This is a genomic window from Mesorhizobium sp. LNHC209A00 (assembly GCF_000502915.1).
In the GTDB taxonomy this organism is placed as follows: Bacteria; Pseudomonadota; Alphaproteobacteria; order Rhizobiales; family Rhizobiaceae; genus Mesorhizobium.
Genome location: NZ_AYWT01000009.1, coordinates 69,786 through 87,566 on the forward strand (window position 1 = coordinate 69,786; position 17,781 = coordinate 87,566).

18 protein-coding genes are annotated in these 17,781 nt (G+C 64.5%); 7 read left to right on the forward strand and 11 right to left on the reverse strand.

The genetic code is table 11. The annotated features are described in order from the left end of the window. Position 1 precedes the first annotated feature (1 nt). Entirely contained in the window at positions 2-1,177 is a 1,176-nt protein-coding gene (locus X739_RS145150; protein ID WP_023773455.1) for an AI-2E family transporter, read from the reverse strand. A gap of 79 nt (positions 1,178-1,256) precedes the next feature. Further along, positions 1,257-1,811 (reverse strand): CDP-alcohol phosphatidyltransferase family protein, encoded by a 555-nt coding sequence (locus tag X739_RS145145; RefSeq protein WP_023795278.1) that lies wholly within the window; start codon positions 1,809-1,811, stop codon positions 1,257-1,259. Positions 1,812-2,020: 209 nt separating this feature from the next. Here X739_RS145145 and purM point away from each other — a divergent pair, with 209 nt between their 5' ends. The 5 genes from purM (at position 2,021) to X739_RS145120 (ending at position 6,666) form a co-directional block, all read left to right on the forward strand. Next, positions 2,021-3,100, forward strand: a complete 1,080-nt coding sequence (gene purM, locus X739_RS145140; RefSeq protein WP_023773453.1) for a phosphoribosylformylglycinamidine cyclo-ligase — start codon at positions 2,021-2,023, stop codon at positions 3,098-3,100. Continuing rightward, on the forward strand, positions 3,097-3,810 hold the full coding sequence (gene purN, locus X739_RS145135) for a phosphoribosylglycinamide formyltransferase (protein WP_023773452.1): 714 nt from the start codon (positions 3,097-3,099) through the stop codon (positions 3,808-3,810). The genes purM and purN overlap by 4 nt, the downstream gene beginning before the upstream one ends. Before the next feature lie 15 nt (positions 3,811-3,825). Beyond that, positions 3,826-4,335 (forward strand): histidine phosphatase family protein, encoded by a 510-nt coding sequence (locus X739_RS145130; RefSeq protein ID WP_023773451.1) that lies wholly within the window; start codon positions 3,826-3,828, stop codon positions 4,333-4,335. Positions 4,336-4,633: 298 nt separating this feature from the next. Continuing rightward, on the forward strand, positions 4,634-5,311 hold the full coding sequence (locus X739_RS145125; RefSeq protein WP_023773450.1) for a response regulator: 678 nt from the start codon (positions 4,634-4,636) through the stop codon (positions 5,309-5,311). Continuing rightward, positions 5,308-6,666 carry a sensor histidine kinase gene (locus X739_RS145120; RefSeq protein WP_023773449.1) on the forward strand — a complete coding sequence of 453 codons (1,359 nt, stop codon included), beginning with the start codon at positions 5,308-5,310 and terminating at the stop codon, positions 6,664-6,666. The genes X739_RS145125 and X739_RS145120 overlap by 4 nt, the downstream gene beginning before the upstream one ends. A 19-nt stretch (positions 6,667-6,685) precedes the next feature. Here the strand turns inward: X739_RS145120 and X739_RS145115 are convergent, their stop codons facing one another. From X739_RS145115 to X739_RS1000000170015, 6 genes are all read right to left on the reverse strand, one after another. Further along, positions 6,686-7,564, reverse strand: a complete 879-nt coding sequence (locus tag X739_RS145115) for an ABC transporter permease (RefSeq protein WP_023773448.1) — start codon at positions 7,562-7,564, stop codon at positions 6,686-6,688. An 11-nt stretch (positions 7,565-7,575) separates the two neighbouring features. Continuing rightward, a complete protein-coding gene (locus X739_RS145110) occupies positions 7,576-8,385 on the reverse strand; it encodes an ABC transporter ATP-binding protein (RefSeq protein ID WP_023773447.1) in 810 nt (269 codons plus the stop codon). A gap of 107 nt (positions 8,386-8,492) precedes the next feature. Next, positions 8,493-9,509 (reverse strand): ABC transporter substrate-binding protein, encoded by a 1,017-nt coding sequence (locus X739_RS145105; RefSeq protein WP_023773446.1) that lies wholly within the window; start codon positions 9,507-9,509, stop codon positions 8,493-8,495. A gap of 156 nt (positions 9,510-9,665) precedes the next feature. After that, entirely contained in the window at positions 9,666-10,448 is a 783-nt protein-coding gene (gene dapB, locus X739_RS145100) for a 4-hydroxy-tetrahydrodipicolinate reductase (RefSeq protein WP_023773445.1), read from the reverse strand. 9 nt (positions 10,449-10,457) lie between these two features. Further along, positions 10,458-12,551 (reverse strand): ATP-dependent helicase, encoded by a 2,094-nt coding sequence (locus X739_RS145095; protein WP_023795279.1) that lies wholly within the window; start codon positions 12,549-12,551, stop codon positions 10,458-10,460. 68 nt (positions 12,552-12,619) lie between these two features. Then, complete coding sequence (locus X739_RS1000000170015; protein ID WP_023773443.1) at positions 12,620-12,793, reverse strand: hypothetical protein; 174 nt, start codon at positions 12,791-12,793, stop codon at positions 12,620-12,622. 109 nt (positions 12,794-12,902) lie between these two features. Between X739_RS1000000170015 and X739_RS1000000170020 the strand changes: the two genes are divergently transcribed. Then, complete coding sequence (locus X739_RS1000000170020; RefSeq protein ID WP_023795280.1) at positions 12,903-13,043, forward strand: hypothetical protein; 141 nt, start codon at positions 12,903-12,905, stop codon at positions 13,041-13,043. A gap of 494 nt (positions 13,044-13,537) precedes the next feature. Here X739_RS1000000170020 and X739_RS145090 read toward each other — a convergent pair whose 3' ends face one another. Genes X739_RS145090 through X739_RS145080 form a run of 3 tightly spaced genes read right to left on the reverse strand, consistent with a single transcriptional unit; the run spans position 13,538 to position 17,179 of the window. After that, complete coding sequence (locus tag X739_RS145090; protein WP_031248137.1) at positions 13,538-14,698, reverse strand: M20 aminoacylase family protein; 1,161 nt, start codon at positions 14,696-14,698, stop codon at positions 13,538-13,540. Next, the gene (locus tag X739_RS145085) at positions 14,691-15,938 is read right to left on the reverse strand and encodes a Zn-dependent hydrolase (protein ID WP_023773440.1); all 1,248 of its coding nucleotides are present in this window, start codon (positions 15,936-15,938) and stop codon (positions 14,691-14,693) included. The genes X739_RS145090 and X739_RS145085 overlap by 8 nt, the downstream gene beginning before the upstream one ends. Positions 15,939-15,970: 32 nt before the next feature. Beyond that, positions 15,971-17,179 (reverse strand): diaminopropionate ammonia-lyase, encoded by a 1,209-nt coding sequence (locus tag X739_RS145080; protein WP_023773439.1) that lies wholly within the window; start codon positions 17,177-17,179, stop codon positions 15,971-15,973. Positions 17,180-17,283: 104 nt separating this feature from the next. Between X739_RS145080 and X739_RS145075 the strand changes: the two genes are divergently transcribed. Then, the gene (locus X739_RS145075) at positions 17,284-17,763 is read left to right on the forward strand and encodes an Lrp/AsnC family transcriptional regulator (RefSeq protein WP_023773438.1); all 480 of its coding nucleotides are present in this window, start codon (positions 17,284-17,286) and stop codon (positions 17,761-17,763) included. The last annotated feature ends 18 nt before the right edge of the window (positions 17,764-17,781 follow it).

Genomic DNA, 17,781 nt, shown 5'->3' on the forward strand with positions numbered 1-17,781 from the left:
TTCAGCGACGCGGTTGCGAGCGGTGGCCGCCGCCGCGATCGGCTGGCAGTGGCGGCGCGGGTTCTGTGGCATGGCCTTTGTAGAGCGGCGACTCAAGATAACGGGCGATGGCAAATCGCACCAGCACCGCAACCGCCGCTGAAGCCGGCACGGCAATCAAAAGGCCGACGAAGCCGAACAGCGCGCCGAAGGCGAACAGCGCGAACATCAGCCATACAGGATGCAGGCCGACGCTTTTGCCGACCAGCCTTGGCTGCAGGATGTTGCCTTCGATGAACTGGCCGATGAAGAAGACCACCGCAACCGCGACGATCATCGTCCAGTCCGGCCAGAACTGGACGAAGGCGACGCCGACGGCCAGCACCAGCCCGGTCAATGAGCCGACATAGGGAATGAAGGAGATCAGCCCGGCGAACAGGCCGATGAGGATGGCGAAGTTCAGCCCGGTCAGCGTCAGGCCGGTGGCGTACATGGCGCCCAGCACCAGGCAGAGCGTGCCCTGCCCGCGCACGAAGCCGGCTGTGGCGGTGTTGACGTCGCGCGCGATGGCGCGGACCGTGGCGACGTTGTCGCGCGGCACCCAGCTGTCGATGACCGCCACCATGCGGTCCCAGTCGAGCAGCATGTAGAAGGCCACGACCGGCGTCACCACGAACAGGCTGACCACCGAGACCAGGGCCACGCCCGAACTCCAGATCGAAGTGAAAACCGTGGTGAGCAGGCCGAAACCGGAGGTCAGCAGCGAGTTCAACCCATCGCGCAAGCCGTTGGCGTTGACGCCGAATTTCTGTTCAAGCCACTTCGGATCAAAGGAGGTGATCAGGCTCTGCAGCCGGGTCAGGTATTCCGGCAGCTTGCTGGCGAAATCGGCCATCTGCGTCGCCAGCACCGGGATGAGGATGACGAAGGCCAGCACCAGCACGATCAGGAAGGTGATGAGGATGACCACGGTCGCCATGAAGCGGCTGAGGCCGAGCCGCTGCAGACGGTCGGCGACCGGATCGAGGAAATAGGCAAGCACCATGCCGGCGACGAAGGGCAGCAGGATGTCGCTGAAGACATAAAGGAAGAGCGCCAGGATCGCGGCCCCCGCCAGCCAGAAGAATATCTGGCGGCGGAACGTGGAAGACGCCTCTGCCTCTGCCGCCGTCTCGCCTTCCGGCACGACCACAACCATCTGGCCGTCGTCGGCCTTGCCCAGCGCCGCCGCCTTGCGGGCGGCCGGCTTGCGGGCAGGCTTGCCGTCGATGGGCTTGTCAGCCTGATTTACCGCCTTCGCCATAGCCGCTCATATGCCTCAGCCAAGCCACGAGATAGGCCGCGGCCGAAGCCACGGTCAAGACCCCGGACAGCAATATGAGGCCTGGCCGCAGAGGGTCGAGGTGCACGGCAAAGGCGAGTTCGCCCAGCACAACCGCCGCCAGCACGATCTGGACGGCGGTATTCGCCTTCGACACCAAAAGCGGTTTCATCTCGACCGGATGGGCCATCGCCGTGGACAACAGGACCGCGCAGACGATCAACGCGTCGCGCGACACCATGGTGACGACCAGCCAGAGCGGCAACTGCCCGATGATGCCCATGACGACGAACACCGAAACCAGCAGCAGCTTGTCCGCGATCGGATCGAGATAGGCGCCGAACCTGGACTGCTGGTTGAACCGGCGGGCTATGAAGCCGTCGACGCCGTCGGAAATGCCGGCAACGACTAAGCCGGCAAAGGCCCAGTCCCAACGAGCCTGCAGCATGGCCAACACCACGGCAGGCACCAGGACAACGCGCAGCATGGTGATCAGGTTGGGGATGGTCAACGCATTGTCCCGCCGTATTATGCGTTGAGATAGATGAGGGCGATGGAGGGCCGAGGCAAGGGAGAGCCGGCTGGGCCAGCCGCAAGCACTGAGTGCGATGCCCCGGCTATCCACGCTTTTGTCGAGCCAAACGGAACCCGGTTCGGCCGTTATCCTTGCCCCCCGAAACCATTCATGCGAAGAGCCCGCAAACGAGCAGGGAAAATGCGATGAGCAAGCGCGACGCATCAAAGCGCGGAAACGGGCTCACCTATGCGCAGGCCGGTGTCGACATCGATGCCGGCAATCTCATGGTGGAGAAGATCAAGCCGCTGGTGCGCGCCACGCGCCGGCCGGGTGCGGATGGCGAGATCGGCGGCTTCGGCGGCCTGTTCGACCTGAAGGCGGCCGGTTTCACCGATCCGGTGCTGGTAGCAGCCAATGACGGCGTCGGCACCAAGCTCAAGATTGCCATCGAGTCGGGGAAACACGACACGATCGGCATCGACCTTGTCGCCATGTGCGTCAACGACATCGTCGTGCAGGGCGCCGAACCGCTGTTCTTCCTCGACTATTTCGCCACCGGCAAACTCGATCCCGATCAGGGTGCCGCGATCGTCGGCGGCATCGCGCAAGGCTGCCGCCAGGCCGGCTGCGCGCTGATCGGCGGCGAGACGGCGGAAATGCCGGGCATGTATCACGGCAAGGATTATGACCTTGCTGGCTTTGCCGTGGGCGCGGCCGAACGTGGCCAACTCCTGCCCACCGACGACATCGTCGAGGGCGACGTGCTGCTCGGGCTGGCCTCTTCCGGCTTGCATTCGAATGGTTTCTCGCTGGTGCGCCGCATCGTCGCCGCCAGCGGTCTGGCGTGGAACGATCCGGCACCGTTCAACGACGAGGCGACGCTTGCCGAGGCACTGCTCGAACCCACCCGCATCTACGTCAAGTCGATCCTCAAGGCGATCCGCAACACGCATGGCATCAAGGCGCTGGCGCACATCACCGGCGGCGGCTTTCCGGAAAACATTCCGCGCGTGCTGCCCAAGGATTTCTCGGCCGAGCTCGATCTCGAAGCCATCGACGTGCCGCCGGTGTTTTCCTGGCTGGCCAAGACAGGCGGCGTGGCGCCGGAGGAGATGATGCGCACCTTCAATTGCGGCATCGGCATGATTTTGGCTGTCGCTTCCGGTCAGGCGGCGCAGGTCGCGGCCGTGTTGCAGGAAGCCGGCGAGACGGTGACGCCGATCGGCCGCATCGTGCCGCGGCGCGACGCCGGCGTCATCTATCGGGGTTCGATCGGCCTATGAGCACGCAGAGAAAACGCACTGTTGTCCTGATTTCGGGGCGCGGCTCCAACATGACCGCGCTGATCGCGGCAGCCAACGATCCGGCCTTCCCGGCCGAGATTGCCGGCGTCATTTCCGACAAGGCGGACGCCGCCGGCCTCGGCATCGCCAAGGCACGCGGCATCGCCACCCAGGTCATTTCCCGCGCCGACCATGGCAGCAAGCAGGCGCATGACGCGGCGATCGACGCGGCACTTGCGGCCTTCAACGCCGACATCGTGGCGCTGGCCGGCTATATGCGCATCCTGACTCCCGGCTTTGTCCAGAAATGGCAGGGCCGCATGATCAACATCCACCCTGCCCTGCTGCCGGCCTTCAAGGGGCTCGACACCCATGCGCGCGCATTGGCCGCCGGCATCCGCATCCATGGCTGCACGGTGCATTTCGTCACCTCCGAGATGGATGATGGCCCGATCATCGCGCAAGCGGCCGTGCCGGTGATGGTCGGAGACAATGCCGATACGCTGGCCGCCCGCGTGCTCAAGGCTGAGCACCGGCTCTACCCTCTGGCGCTTGGCCTGGTCGCCGATGGCAAGGCACGCATGGAGGCCGGGCATACGGTTCTTGCCCACTTCGCCGACGATGCCGACAACGGCACCTCGGTGGTGATGGCGCCCGATCCGCTGCGCGAGGAAGCCGACCTCGAGCATCTGGCGCGGATCACGCCCTGAGCGAAGAGCGCAGCGATGAAACAGCTGCTCCTGCTGCGTCACGCCAAATCGAGTTGGGACGACCCTGACCTCGACGATTTCGACCGACCGCTGGCGGAACGCGGGTTGAAGGCGGCCCGGCTGATCGGCCGCGAGCTTGCCGCGCGCGACTGGCTGCCGGATCAGGTGCTGGTCTCGCCGGCGCTGCGCACCCGCGATACCTGGCGGCTGGTGGCGGCGGAACTGCCAGTGCATCCCCGGGTCGCGTTTGCCGAGGCGCTCTACGATGCTGCAGCGGCGGATATTCTGAGTCAGCTACGCAAAGCGGACCCGTCGAGCGGCTGCCTGCTGGTTCTCGGCCACAATCCAGGCCTTGAGGAGCTGGCAAAACGGCTTGCCGGATCGGGATCGGAGGCGAAGGCGCGCAAGAGGCTCGAGAACAAGTTTCCGACAGCAGCCCTCGCGCGCTTCGTCCTTGAAGACGATTGGTCCGGTCTGTCGGCCGCCAGGCTGACACATAGCCTGCGGCCGAAGGACCTGAGCTAGAAGTCTGATGTCGCGGGTGCGGAAGATCAGACCCGCCGCACCCGCGACATCAGTTACCCCAGATGCCCTGGCCAGGCTCAGGCCAGTCGGTGGCGGGCTTGTCGGCGGTCTCGTGTTTAACTTTCAAAACAGGGGCATCTAGCCCGCGAAAAACATCGCCGGCCGCAGCCAAGCCGCATTTGCCTTGCGTTGCGATCGATACTATCGATCATCCGGGTCCGATTGCCGAATGGGATCGTCGATCGAGCCTTGGTGGCCGTTGAGACCGAAAGTGGGCGATGCTGGAACGGCAATAGACATGCGATTGCTGCTTGTGGAGGACAATCGCGAACTGGCGGACTGGCTGGGCAAGACCTTGCGCCAGGCGAACTATGTCGTCGACGTCGTCCATGACGGCGAGGATGTCGAGCACGCGCTTGCCGCCGGCGACCACGCGCTTGTCATTCTCGACCTTGCGTTGCCCCGCATGGGCGGACTGGAAGTGCTGCGCATGCTGCGAGCCCGCGGCAACCGGGTGCCGGTGATCATACTGACCGCCAATGCCAGTCTCGATGGCCGGGTCAAAGGCCTCAACGAAGGCGCCGACGACTATCTGCCGAAGCCCTTCCAGGTAGAGGAGCTCGAAGCGCGCATCCGCGTGCAACTGCGCCGCGCCAATGACCGGACGGCACCGGTCGTTGCCTGCGGAGACCTCGTCTTCGACACCAACACCAGGCTGTTCTCGCTCGGCGGCGAAACACTGGCCCTGACACCGCGCGAACATGCCGTGCTTGAACAATTGATGATCAAGGCGGGACGCACGGTGAGCAAAGCAGCACTGTCGGCGGCGATCTACGATTTCGAGACCGACGCCGATCCAAGCGCCATCGAGATCTATGTGCATCGTGTGCGCAAGAAGCTTGAAGGGTCGCGGGTCCAGATCACCACGTTACGCGGCCTCGGCTATCTCTTGCGCCATGACGACCGCGTGCCATGAGAACGCGCAGCCTGCGCCTGCAATTGCTGGCCTGGGTCGTGCTCCCTCTCGCCGGGCTTGCGGCCATCAATCTGTGGACCAGCCAGCGCAACGCATTGGCGACCGCCGATCTGATCACCGATCGCATGTTGGTCGGATCGGCACGAATGATTGCCGAGCAGGTCGCAATGACCGACGGGGTGATCAACGCCACAGTGCCGCCGGCAGCGCTCGAGATGTTCGACACGGGCGACCGCGACAGGGTCTACTACGGTGTCGAGGCAGCTGGAGGGCGGCTGTTGACAGGCTATCCCGGGCTGCCCAGGACACCCGGACGCCCCAGCATGGAAGCGACCTATCGCGACCAGACGCTGCGGCTGCTGACAATTACGCATGCGGTGGTCGGCGCCGGCGAAGACTCGCCGATATCCGTCACCGTCGGGGTCACGCTTTTCGGGCACGACGCGATGGTGCGGCATCTCTGGTTCAGCGCCTTCACCCAGCAACTGGCGCTGGTGGCGATAGCCGGCGTCTTCGTGCTGCTCGGCCTGCGGCGAGGGTTGACGCCGCTCATCCGGCTGCGCGATGCGGTGCGCTCACCGAAACGCAGCGAACTCGACCCCATCGAAGTCGCCGGTGCGCAGAGCGAAATCCGGCCGCTGGTCGATGCGCTCAACGCCTATATGGAACGGGTGCGGGCGCAGATGGCGGCGCAGCGCCGTTTCATCGCCAATGCCGCGCATCAATTGCGCACGCCGCTGGCGCTGTTGTCGACGCAAGCGAGCTACGCGCTGCGCGAAAACGCTGTCGATGCGCGCCGGGAAGCGCTCATCGCCCTGCAGGCAAGCTCCGCCCGGTTGGCGAGGCTGGCCGAACAGCTCTTGACCTTGTCGCGCGCCGAACCGGGCAGCCGGCGACCGCGCGCCGATCGCATCGACCTGACGCAAGCCGCGCGCCAAGTGCTGGAAACGCATGCGCCGAGGGCCATTGATCGCAACGTCGATCTAGGTCTCGATGAGACTGGCGCCGTACCGGTCATCGGGGACGGCACTATGCTGCGGGAGATGATCGTCAATCTCGTCGACAACGCCCTGCGCTACACACCGGCAGGCGGCACCGTCACCGTCAAGCTCGCCGCCGCCGGCGGCGAGGCCGTGCTGACCGTTACCGACGACGGGCCCGGCATACCTGCCGACGAGCGCGACCATGTCTTCGAGCGCTTCTATCGGCTGACCGGCGAGACCGACGAAGGCAGCGGCCTCGGGCTCGCCATCGTGCGCGAGGTGGTCGAAAATGCGAGCGGTCGCATCACCCTCGCGGATGGCGCGACCGGCGGCCTGGTGGTCGAGGTGCGCCTCCCGTTGGCCAGCGGCTAGGCTACCCGCTCGGATCTGCTTACTGCGTCTCGTGCAGCGGCTGCGGACGCCATTTCGCCAGCCGGTTCTCGACCATCGTCATCAGATATTCCGCGCCCAGCGCTACTACCATGATGATGACGATCGCGGCGTACATGCCCGCGGCGTCGAAGGAACCCTTGGCGATGTTGATCAAGAGCCCAATACCGTAGCGTGAGCCGACGAACTCGCCGACGATGGCGCCGATGATGGCGAAGCCGAAGCTGACATGCAGGCTGGCGAAGATCCAGCTCATCGCCGACGGCACGATCACCGAGCGGGTCAGCTGCCAGTCGGAGGCGCCGAGGATGCGGGCATTGGCGATCATCGCCCGGTCGGCCTCGCGCACGCCCTGGAAGGCGTTGTGGAAGACGACGAAGAACACCATGATGAAGGCCAGCGCCACTTTCGAAGCAAGGCCAAGGCCGAGGATCATGATGAAGATCGGCGCCAGCACCACGCGAGGGATGGAGTTGATAACCTTGATGTAGATGGAAAAAATGTCGGCGGCCATGCGGTTGCGGCCAAGCGCGACGCCGATGATGATGCCGGCAACCGAGCCCGTGACGAAGCCGAGGACGGACTCCTCCATCGTCACATACAGATGGTACCAGAGCGGCCCTTCGGACGTACCTTCCGTCATCCACTCATAGAGCCTCTGCGCGATCGCACTTGGCGTGGCGTAGAAGAACGGATCGATCCAGGCCTTGCGCCCGGCGATTTCCCAGGCGGCGAGGAAGACGATGAGGATGGCATACCGCCAGAAGATCACCGTGCGGCGGCGATGCTGCGCGGCCTTGGCGGCGGCGGCTTCTATTTCGGCGTCCGAGGTTCCCGGCCTGAAACTTCCTGCCCTGATGTCGATGGCGGCATCGGTCATTGTGTCCTCCCTCACGCGGCAGCGCGGGCGTAGCTGGTCTCGACCTCTTCCTTGAGATCGGCCCAGATGGTGCGCGAATAGTCGATGAAGCTTTGCTCGTAACGGATGTCGGCGACGACGCGCGGGCGCGGCAGGTCGATGGTGTAGACCGATTTCACCGTCGCCGGCCCGGCGGTCAGCACGTAGACTTTGTCGGCCAGCGCTATTGCTTCCTCCAGATCATGTGTGACGAAGACGACCGAGGCCCTGGCTTCGGACCACAGACGGAGCAGTTCCTCGTGCATGAGAACACGTGTCTGCACGTCGAGGGCGGAAAACGGCTCGTCCATCAGCAGAATCTCGGGCCCGTTGATAAAGGTCTGCGCCAAGGCGACTCGCTTGCGCATGCCGCCGGAGAGTTGGTGCGGATAGTGATGCTCGAAGCGCGCCAAGCCGACGCGCGCCAGCCAGTCGCGCGCCGCGGCGGTCGCTTCCGACTTGGCCCTGCCACGGAAGAGCGGCCCGGCCATGACGTTCTCGATCACCGTGCGCCATGGAAACAGCGCATCACTTTGAAAGACGAAACCGATGCGGGGATCGATGCCCTTGACGGGTGCACCCATGACCCGGACCTCGCCCGCGCTTGGGCTCGCCAATCCGGTGACGAGGTTGAGGGTGGTGGACTTTCCGCAGCCGGTCGGGCCGACGACGGCGACGAATTCGCCGCGCTCGACGGTCATGGTGAAATCACGGATCGCGGTCAGCGACTTGCCGGTGGGGGACAGGAAGCGGCGGCTGACATTGATCAGCTCAATTGCCGGTGCGCTGTTTTCTTGTGTCATGCTGGGCTAACTCCCGGTTCGAACGAAGGACCGCCGTCGGCCAAGGCCTCCGGGCGTGAAAACCAGACGATGCCGGCGCGAGGCGGTGCATCGCGCCGGCAGACGGGTCACTTCGCGTTTTTGACGAATTCCGTCGTGTAGGTCTTCGACAGGTCGATCTGCTTGCCTTGCAGTTCCTTCTTGAAGGCGGACAGCACAGTCAGCACCGTCTCGGGGCCGCCCTCGGGCATTATACCGTCGGCGGTGAACATCGCCTTGCCGTCATCAAGAGCCTTCACATAGCCTGCCTTGTCACCGACATAGTAGTCCTTCGGCATTTTGTCGGCGATTTCAGCGCCGCTATGGGTATTGATGAATTTCTGCGTCTTGACGAAAGCATTGGTCAGCTTCTGCACCACATCCTTGTGGGCCTCGACCCAGTCCGTCTGCATGTAAAGAGAGGCGGCCGGGTATGTGCCGCCGAGCGCGGCTTTGGTGCCTTCTATCGTACGCATGTCGACAAGGACTTTCGCTTCACCCGTCTTGAGGAGCCGGGTGATGGTCGGTTCAGTCGTCATACCTGCCTGGATCTTGTCCTGTTGCATCGCGGCGATGAACGTATCGCCGGCGCCGACGGGGATTGAGGTGAATTCACCTAGCTTCAAGCCGTTCTTCACGGCGAGGTATTCAGTGAGGAAGTTCGTCGAGGAGCCGAGGCCGGTGACACCAAGGCTCATGCCCTTGAAATCGGCCGGTGACTTGATTTCAGGATGCTTCGTCGAAACCAGTTCGACCTCGCCAGGCGCCTGGCTGAACTGGACAATGGACTCGACGAATTTGCCCTTGGCCTGGAGGTCGATGCAATGGTCGTAGAAACCGACAACGCCTTGCACGGCGCCGGCCAGCATCTCGTTTTCGGCATCGACGCCGGCCGGTTCGTTCAGCAACTCGACGTCGAGACCCTCGTCCTTGAAATAGCCCAGGGCCTCGGTGAGCTTGGCGGGCAGATAGATCTGCTTTTCGTAGCCACCCACCATGATGGAAATCTTTTCGTCGGCCGCCGATGCCACTGCGGCGCCGGTGGCGGTGATGGCAAGCGTCAAGGCAGCGGTGCGCAAGGCACGCTTCGAGATGAAACCGGTCACAAAACTTCCTCCATTTGGGCGGCGGGCTGTGAAGCCGCGCCGCATTCCTCCCTCGCCGACCGTCGCGGGTCGGACATGCGGTGACACCGCAAAACCGTCATGACATGCCCAAGCTTTCAGCTGGCTTTCAGCCGCAAGGCAAAAACGTTCGCAGCGTCACGCCCGAGCGCTCTGCCCCAGCACGTCGCGCATGTCGTATTCGCCGGGAGCGCGGCCCGCCACCCAGAGTGCCGCGGCGATGGCGCCGCGTGCAAACATGATGCGGTCGCCAGCCGAATGCGACACGGTGACGGTCTCGCCCTCGGCGCGGAAGCTGACGCTGTGCTCACCGACGATGCTGCCGCCGCGCGCCACCGCGAAGCCTATCTCGCCCGCCGGCCGCGCGCCGGTGACACCATCGCGGACGCGCCTCGCAACCGTGTCCAGCCGGACGTCGCGTCCGCCGGCAACCGCCTGCCCCAGCATCAGCGCCGTGCCCGAAGGCGCGTCGATCTTGTGGCGATGATGCGCCTCGAAAATCTCCGCATCCCAGTCGTCGGGGTCGAGCGCCCGCGCCGCCTGTTCGACCAATCCGACCAGCATGTTGAGCCCGAGCGAGAAGCTGCCGGAGCGCACGATGGCAATGGCTTTCGCGGCATCGGCGATGGTGGCTATCTCGGCGGTCTCGAAACCCGTCGAGCCAATCACCAAGGCTGGCCCGCCCCTTTCGGCACACAATCTGGCCAGTTCCGCGGAGGCGGCCGGCGTGGTGAAGTCGACGACCACGTCGGCCATGGCAATTGCCTCGTCGCGGCTCACCAGCCCATCGCCGACACTGCCCGGACGGTGAAAGCAGCCGGCGAGCGCCAGACGCGCATCGGCCCGCACCGCATCCGCCATCTGGCGACCCATGCGGCCGAGAGCGCCAGAAATGGCGATCCTGGTCGGCGGCTGCGGCATCGGCTCCTGCTATTTCCACATGCCGCGCATGCGCGCGCCGATGTCGACGCGCACCTCCGGCCGAGGCGCCCTGCCCTGCGCCGCTTGCGCGGCCGGCCACGAAAGCTGCTGGAACGCGGCGAGGATGGAGGCCGGAATGAAACGGGTGCGCGAGGCGTAGACATGGCGGTCGCCGCGTGCCGCCTGGCCATGCGGAAAGAAGCGCTGTGGCATGACGAGGTTGAGACTGTCCTTGGCCCGTGTCATCGCCACGTAGAGCAGCCGTCGCTCCTCCTCGATATCTTCCTTGGTGCCGACACCGAGATCGGCCGGAATGCAGCCGTCGACCGTGTTCAGCACGAACACGTTCTTCCACTCCTGGCCCTTGGCCGAGTGGATGGTCGACAGGATCAAATAGTCCTCGTCGCGGTGCGGAGGGCCGGCCTGGTCGCTGGTTGCATCCGGCGGATCGAGCGTCAGCTCGGTCAGGAAGCGTTCGCGCGAAGCATAGCCCGAGCCGATTTGCTCGAGTTGCAGCAGGTCGGCGCGGCGCGTGATCGCGTCCTCGTGGATGCGCTCCAGATGCGGTTCGTACCACAGCCTGATCTGTTCGAGATCGGCCGGCCATTTGGCGCCGGCGCGCAAGCCGGAATAGAGCGAGACGAAGCCGGGCCAGTCGTCCGCGGCACGCTGCGGCGGACGCCAGCCGGCCAGGCCCATCGCCTCGTCCAGCGCCGACGTCATGGCCTCGACGATCTGCGCGGCGGCGGAAGGGCCGATGCCGGGAAGAAGCTGCAGCACGCGAAAGCCGGCGACACGATCGCGCGGATTTTCGGCAAAACGCAGCACCGCCAGCACGTCCTTGACATGCGCGGCATCGAGGAATTTCAGGCCGCCGAACTTGACGAAGGGAATGTTGCGCCGCGTCAGCTCGATCTCCAGCGGCCCGCTGTGGTGCGAGGCGCGAAACAGCACCGCCTGTGACTTCAGCGCGGTACCGACCTCGCGCTCGGCGAGGATGGTGTCGCAGACGAAGTTCGCTTGCTCGACCTCGTCGCGCACGGTCACTAGTCTTGGCTTATCGGCGGATTTGCGTTCCGACCACAGGTTCTTGGTGAAGCGCTCCGAGGCTTCGCCGATGACCGCATTGGCAGCCGCCAGAATGGTCTCGGTCGAGCGATAGTTGCGCTCCAGCATCACCACATCGGCTGTCTGCGCGAACTGTCTGGGGAAGTCGAGAATGTTGCGCACTTCGGCGGCCCGGAACGAATAGATCGACTGCGCGTCGTCACCGACGACCGTCAGCCCGGCACCGTCGGGTTTCAGCGCCATCAGGATCGAGGCCTGCAGCCGGTTGGTGTCCTGATACTCGTCGACCAGCACATGGTCGAACCGTCCGCCCAGATGCGTGGCGATTTCAGGCTCGGCCGTCATCTGCGCCCAGTAGAGCAGCAAATCGTCGTAATCGAGCACATTCTGCGCCTGCTTGGCGTCGACGTAACCGGCAAACAATTGCTTGAGCTGCTCGGCCCAGCCGGCGCACCAGGGGAAGGCAGACCCTAGTACCTCACCCAGCGGCGCCTGCGCGTTGAGGGCGCGCGAATAGATGGCAAGGCAGGTGCCTTTGGTCGGAAAGCGCGCCTCCGTCCTGGAGAAACCGAGTTCGTGGCGCACGAGATTCATCAGGTCGGCGGAATCCTCGCGATCATGGATGGTGAAGGCCGGATCGAGGCCGATCTCCAGCGCATAATCCCGCAGCAGCCGGGCGCCGATGCCATGAAAAGTGCCGGCCCAGGTCAGCGCGTCCGTGATCACCGCGGCGTCGCGGCCGAGCACTTCGCCGGCGATGCGCTCGACACGTCGCGCCATTTCGGAAGCGGCGCGCCGCGAAAACGTCATCAGCAGGATGCGGCGCGGGTCGGCTCCCTTGACGATCAGGTGGGCGACGCGGTGCGCCAGCGTGTTGGTCTTGCCAGAGCCGGCGCCGGCGATAACCAGCAGCGGGCCTGCAATCTTGCCGTCGCCATGTTCGACCGCCTGGCGTTGGGCGTCGTTCAGCCGGGCAAGATAAGCCGGCTGGACGGTCTGTTCCAAAAACGTCGAATCATGGGCGGCGAGGTTCATCGCCCATCAAGCATCGTTTCCGCTTTGTTCGCAACAGAGAAGCAACTCCGCCGATATAGCGGGAGCAATCAGCGCTTCGGGTCAACGCCCATCGACGCCGACTGCCGGCGCAGCGCCTGGCGGTCGTTTGCGGGCGCCGGCAGCAAGAGCGGATCGACACTGTCGGGAACCTCGTCGATCATCTTGCGGGCGAGACGGTAAGTGACAAAGGCCAGCGTGCCAACCAGAAGCAAACGGATCATGCGGCGGTCCTCCTTCGCTGGGTCAACCTGAGGCGGGGGATTTTGTTCCCTCGGAGCAATCGTGCAACCAAACCGACACCACCTCGTTCCGCGGGTGGAGGAAGGAGCCATGAAAAAGCTGGGACTGATCCTCGCGCTGGTGACTTTGGGTCTCTCGGCCTGCGACAACAAATTGCCGCCGACAAAGGCAACTGGGGCCGATCAAGATCTCGCCATTCCTGTCGTGAACAATGCCATTGCCAGCCAGTGAAAAACGATGGCGGGATCTTCAACGCATTGCCGCGATGTATTCATCGATACGCTCGAGGCGGAACTTGGCATTGCGCAACTCGGGGCCTGCGTCCTAGCGCAGCTGTCGTGTCCGCGCCGAGGCGGCGGTCAAATCTTGTTCGAGTTGAGCGATGCGGGCGCGCACCCGCCGTGCTTCATCCTCACGCACCGCCTTTATCCAGCTCCGCCCGCGCATCCTGAACCCGTAGCACCCAAAAACGTGCCACAGCCATGACAGCAAAACCCTAACTTCCGCCAACCGCGAGCGCTCTAACTTTAAAATCTAATTTAGCGCAGAGGGAAGAAGGCCGGCGCCGCTTGGGAGGTAATCTGATAGCGCCGGCCAGGCGGATATCAGGTCCGCCGCGTGAGCGAGGCTAGCTGAGTCTTGCCGCAGCGTCATGCGAGATCAAGTATTTCGGCCTTCCCGGGCGTTTTTCCCCCGGTAAATGCCGCGAAAAGCGCCCGTGGATTTCAAGTCGCAAGCCGCTGCCTGGCGATGGCGACATGGAAATTGGCGCCGAACAACAGCCCGTCATCGTTGAAGTCGTAGCTGGAATTGTGAAGCGGTGCCGAGGCCTCGCCGTTGCCGAGGAAGACGAAGCAGCCCGGCACGTGGTCGAGGAAGCGGGCGAAATCCTCCGACGCCGTCATCGGCTCGCGGGCGACCGCGATATTGCCGCGTTCGAAAACAGTCCCGGCGGCGGCAAAGGCCGCGTCGACCAGCTCGGCATCGTTGCGCAAAGGCACGAATTCCCTGGTGTAGTTGACCTCGGCGGCAACATTGTAGGCGGTAGCGATGCCTTCGGCGATGATGCGCATCTGGCATTCGATCTCGGCGCTGACCTCGGAGCGGAAGCTGCGCGCGTCGCCAAGGATGCGGGCAAGGCTCGGCAGTGCGTTGCGGGTGCCGTCGGTGATCAGTTCGGTCACCGAAACCACTGAAATGTCGGCCGGACTCAGCCGGCGCGAGACGATGGTCTGCAGGTTGGTAACCAGCGCACAGGCGGCGACCAGCGTTTCCTGACCCGAATGCGGCCGCGCAGCGTGGCCGCCCAATCCCCTGAGCACGATCTCGAAGATGTCTTCGGCCGACATGACCGGGCCGACGCGGGTCTCGAAATGTCCGATCGGCAAGCCCGGCATGTTGTGCAGGCCAAAGATCTCGTCGAAGGGAAAGCGCTGTATCAGGCCGTCGTCGAGCATCGCCAACGCGCCCTTTCCCCATTCCTCCGCCGGCTGGAAGATGAAGCGCACGATGCCGTCGAACCCGCCCTCCTCGGCTAGGAGCTTGGCCGCACCGAGCAGCATCGCCGTGTGGCCGTCATGGCCGCAGGCATGCATGATTCCGGGATTGCCGGAGCGGTATGGCGCGGCCGATTGCTCTGATATGCGCAGAGCATCCATGTCGGCCCGCAACGCGATCGCGCGGTTGCCGCTGCCGCGCTTCAAAGTCCCGACGACGCCGGTGCCGCCGACACCCTCGGCGACATCGTCCAGGCCGAATTCGCGCAGCTTGGCGGCAACGAAGGCCGCGGTGCGCTCCTCCTCGAAGCCGAATTCAGGGTGCGCGTGCAGATCATGCCGCCACCCTGTCATCTCCAGCTTCAGCACATCACGATCGATTTCAGCCATTGCCTGATACCTCCGGATCCGCAAGGTGGGCGACGATATCAAGCAGGATGTTGGCGCCGGCGACAAGCTCGGCATCGGCGGTATGTTCGCGCGGATTGTGGCTGATGCCGCCGGCGCTCGGCACGAAAATCATCGCCGCGGGCGCGAGCCGCGCCATCATCTGCGCATCGTGGCCGGCGCCTGAGGTCATGCGCTTCGATGCGTACCCGCGCTTTTTCGCGGCAGTCTCGATCAATTCGACAATGCTGACATCGAAGATCACCGGCTCGAAGCGGGCCAGCCGCTCGATCGAGATAGTGACGCCATCGTCGGCCGCGAGGTCCTCAAGAAACGCGGCGAGTGCGGCTTCCTCGGCTTGCAGGCGATGCTCGAAAGGGTCGCGCAGGTCGACGGTGAAGACGGCGCGGGAGGGAATGACATTGATGGCGTTTGGCTCGAAACGCATCGTGCCGACCGTTGCAACGGTCGGTGTGTTCGAGGCCTTGGCGCGGTCGTGCAGGAACGTGACGACACGCGCAGCCGCATGCCCGGCGTCATTGCGCATCGACATCGGCGTGGTGCCGGCGTGGTTGGCGACGCCGTCTATGGTGATGCGCTGCCAGGAGATGCCTTGCAGGTTTTCCACAGCACCGATCGGCACGCCTTCGCGTTCCAGAACCGGGCCCTGCTCGATATGCAATTCGAGATAGACATGCGGCTTGAGGAAGCCCGGCTCCTCGTCGCCGGCATAGCCGATGCGGGCCAGTTCCTCTCCCAGCACGCTGCCGTCGGTGCCGACGGCCGCCAGCGCCTCGTCGATACCGACGCCGCCGGCATGGACCAGTGAACCCATCATGTCGGGGGAAAAGCGAACCCCTTCCTCGTTGGTGAAGGCGGCGACCGCGAGCGGGCGCGACGGGACAAGAGCCGACGCCTTCAGAGTCTCGATCACCTCCAGCCCGGCGAGCACGCCGTAGGAGCCGTCATAGATGCCGGCATCGATGACGGTATCGATATGCGAGCCGATGAGGATCGGCGCATGGCCGGCATTCTCCGACACCTGCCAGACGCCGAAGATATTTCCCATGCGATCGATGGCGATTTCGAGACCGGCCTCGCGCAGCCAGCCGACGAAGCGGTCGCGACCCAGCCTGTCGGCGTCGGAGGCGGCCAGCCGCACCAATCGGCCCTCGCCATCACGACCGATGCCGCCGAGCTCGAGGATGCGGCCAAGCAGCCTTTGTGCGTCGATCGAGGTCATTGCATCGATCAAGGTCATTGGATCGATCAAGGTCATGGCGTCGCTCCAGAAAGCACATTACCGGCAAGCACATCCGCCGGACTCATGCCGACGAGTTCGGCATAGCGGTGGGGATCTGTCGCGCCTTCGGTGTTGACGACCAGCACGCGCGAAGTGGCGTCGAGGCCAAGCTCGGCCTTATGATCGGCCATCGCCCGGATCAGCCCGGCAAGGCCGACGCCGCCGCTTTCACCGGCGACGATGGCCGGATCGTTGCCGGCCGGGCGTGCCAGCCGCCGCATCACGGCGATGGCTTCGTCCTCGTCGACGGTCATGAAGGCATCGGCGACGCGTGCCAGCACGCGCCAGGCGACCGGCGAGGCCTCGTAGCATTCGAGCATCGCCATGACTGTCGCCTCGCCATGCGTGATCTTGATCGGATGCCCGGCCTTGGCGGCGCCGAAAACACAGGCGGCACGGGCGGGTTCCACCACCGTGAAAACCGGCCTGGCTTCGCCAAGCACTATGGCGAGATGGCCGGCGACCGCCGCCGCGATGCCGCCGACGCCGGCCTGCACGAAGACATGGGTCGGCGGTTCGGAGATCTGGCCCAGCGCCTCGCGCACGATCGCCGTGTAGCCCTGCATGACGAGGCCCGGAATGCGTTCGTAGCCCGGCCATGACGTGTCGGAAACCACCGTCCAGCCTTTCTCCGCGGCAACGCGCGCCGCCTGCCTGACCGAATCGTCGTAATTGCCGTCGACGCGGATCATCTCCGCCCCATAGCAGGCGATGGCCGCGACGCGCCCGTCGCTGACACCGGCATGGACAAAGATCGCTGCCTTTGCGCCGACAAGCTCGGCGCCTTGCGCGACGGAGCGGCCATGATTGCCGTCGGTAGCGCAAGCAACCGTCATGGTCGCCGCGACCGACCGGACCTCGGGCCGATCGAGATCGCCGACATCGACGGAGCGGCCGAGCCGCTTGCTTGCCTCCTCCAGGACCAGACGGAAGACCGCATAGGCGCCGCCCAGCGCCTTGAAGCTGCCTAGGCCGAGGCGAAAGCCCTCATCCTTGACATGCAAGGTGCCGAGACCGAGTTCGCCAGCCAATGCCGGCAGGGCGTGCAGCGGCGTCGTCAGGTGATTGTCACGGCAGGCAAGGAAACGCTCGACAGTATCCGCCCCGGCGATGCCGACGGTTTCGGCATCGGCCTCGTCCAGCGGCTGGCGATGCAAGGCATGGCGATTGGGCAGGAACATTGGCGGCTCTCCTTGGCGTCGTCCAAGAGAAGATATTGCAAACCCTGCGCAAAAAGCGCCGTATTTTGGCTCTCGAAATGCAAGTTTGTTTCGTCAGGATAACAATGTCTCGGTGGCCAGCCTCACTCGACAGCTTCGATCTGGCCATCCTTGCCATCCTGCAGCGGGACAACACGACGCCGCAACGGCTGATCGGCGAGGCGGTGAACCTGTCGGCGCCGGCGGTGCAGCGCCGCATCAACCGCATGGAGCAGACCGGCGTCATCGCCGGCAATGTCGCCATTGTCGAGCCGGCGGCCGTCGGCCAGCCAATCACTATCTTCGTCGAGGTGGAGCTCGAGAGCGAACGCACCGAACTGATCGACGAGGCCAAGCGGCAATTCTCGGCGGAGCCGCAAGTTCAGCAATGCTATTATGTCACCGGCGAGGCCGACTTCATCCTCGTCATCACCGTGGCCGACATGGGTGCCTACGAGGCGCTGACGCGAAAACTGTTCTTCGGCAGCGACAATGTGCGGAAGTTCCGCACCTTCGTCGCCATGGACCGCGCCAAGGTCGGGTTGACGGTGCCCCTGCCTGGATGAGCCGGTGGCACCCTTGCC

Coding starts and splice junctions, on each gene's coding strand:
- X739_RS145150 (WP_023773455.1), bottom strand. CDS start 1,177: ATGGTTGTGGTCGTGCCGGAAGGCGAGACGGCGGCAGAGGCAGAGGCG.
- purM (WP_023773453.1), top strand. CDS start 2,021: ATGAGCAAGCGCGACGCATCAAAGCGCGGAAACGGGCTCACCTATGCG.
- purN (WP_023773452.1), top strand. CDS start 3,097: ATGAGCACGCAGAGAAAACGCACTGTTGTCCTGATTTCGGGGCGCGGC.
- X739_RS145130 (WP_023773451.1), top strand. CDS start 3,826: ATGAAACAGCTGCTCCTGCTGCGTCACGCCAAATCGAGTTGGGACGAC.
- X739_RS145125 (WP_023773450.1), top strand. CDS start 4,634: ATGCGATTGCTGCTTGTGGAGGACAATCGCGAACTGGCGGACTGGCTG.
- X739_RS145120 (WP_023773449.1), top strand. CDS start 5,308: ATGAGAACGCGCAGCCTGCGCCTGCAATTGCTGGCCTGGGTCGTGCTC.
- X739_RS145115 (WP_023773448.1), bottom strand. CDS start 7,564: ATGACCGATGCCGCCATCGACATCAGGGCAGGAAGTTTCAGGCCGGGA.
- X739_RS145110 (WP_023773447.1), bottom strand. CDS start 8,385: ATGACACAAGAAAACAGCGCACCGGCAATTGAGCTGATCAATGTCAGC.
- dapB (WP_023773445.1), bottom strand. CDS start 10,448: ATGCCGCAGCCGCCGACCAGGATCGCCATTTCTGGCGCTCTCGGCCGC.
- X739_RS145095 (WP_023795279.1), bottom strand. CDS start 12,551: ATGAACCTCGCCGCCCATGATTCGACGTTTTTGGAACAGACCGTCCAG.
- X739_RS1000000170015 (WP_023773443.1), bottom strand. CDS start 12,793: ATGATCCGTTTGCTTCTGGTTGGCACGCTGGCCTTTGTCACTTACCGT.
- X739_RS1000000170020 (WP_023795280.1), top strand. CDS start 12,903: ATGAAAAAGCTGGGACTGATCCTCGCGCTGGTGACTTTGGGTCTCTCG.
- X739_RS145090 (WP_031248137.1), bottom strand. CDS start 14,698: ATGGCTGAAATCGATCGTGATGTGCTGAAGCTGGAGATGACAGGGTGG.
- X739_RS145085 (WP_023773440.1), bottom strand. CDS start 15,938: ATGACCTCGATCGACGCACAAAGGCTGCTTGGCCGCATCCTCGAGCTC.
- X739_RS145080 (WP_023773439.1), bottom strand. CDS start 17,179: ATGTTCCTGCCCAATCGCCATGCCTTGCATCGCCAGCCGCTGGACGAG.
- X739_RS145075 (WP_023773438.1), top strand. CDS start 17,284: ATGTCTCGGTGGCCAGCCTCACTCGACAGCTTCGATCTGGCCATCCTT.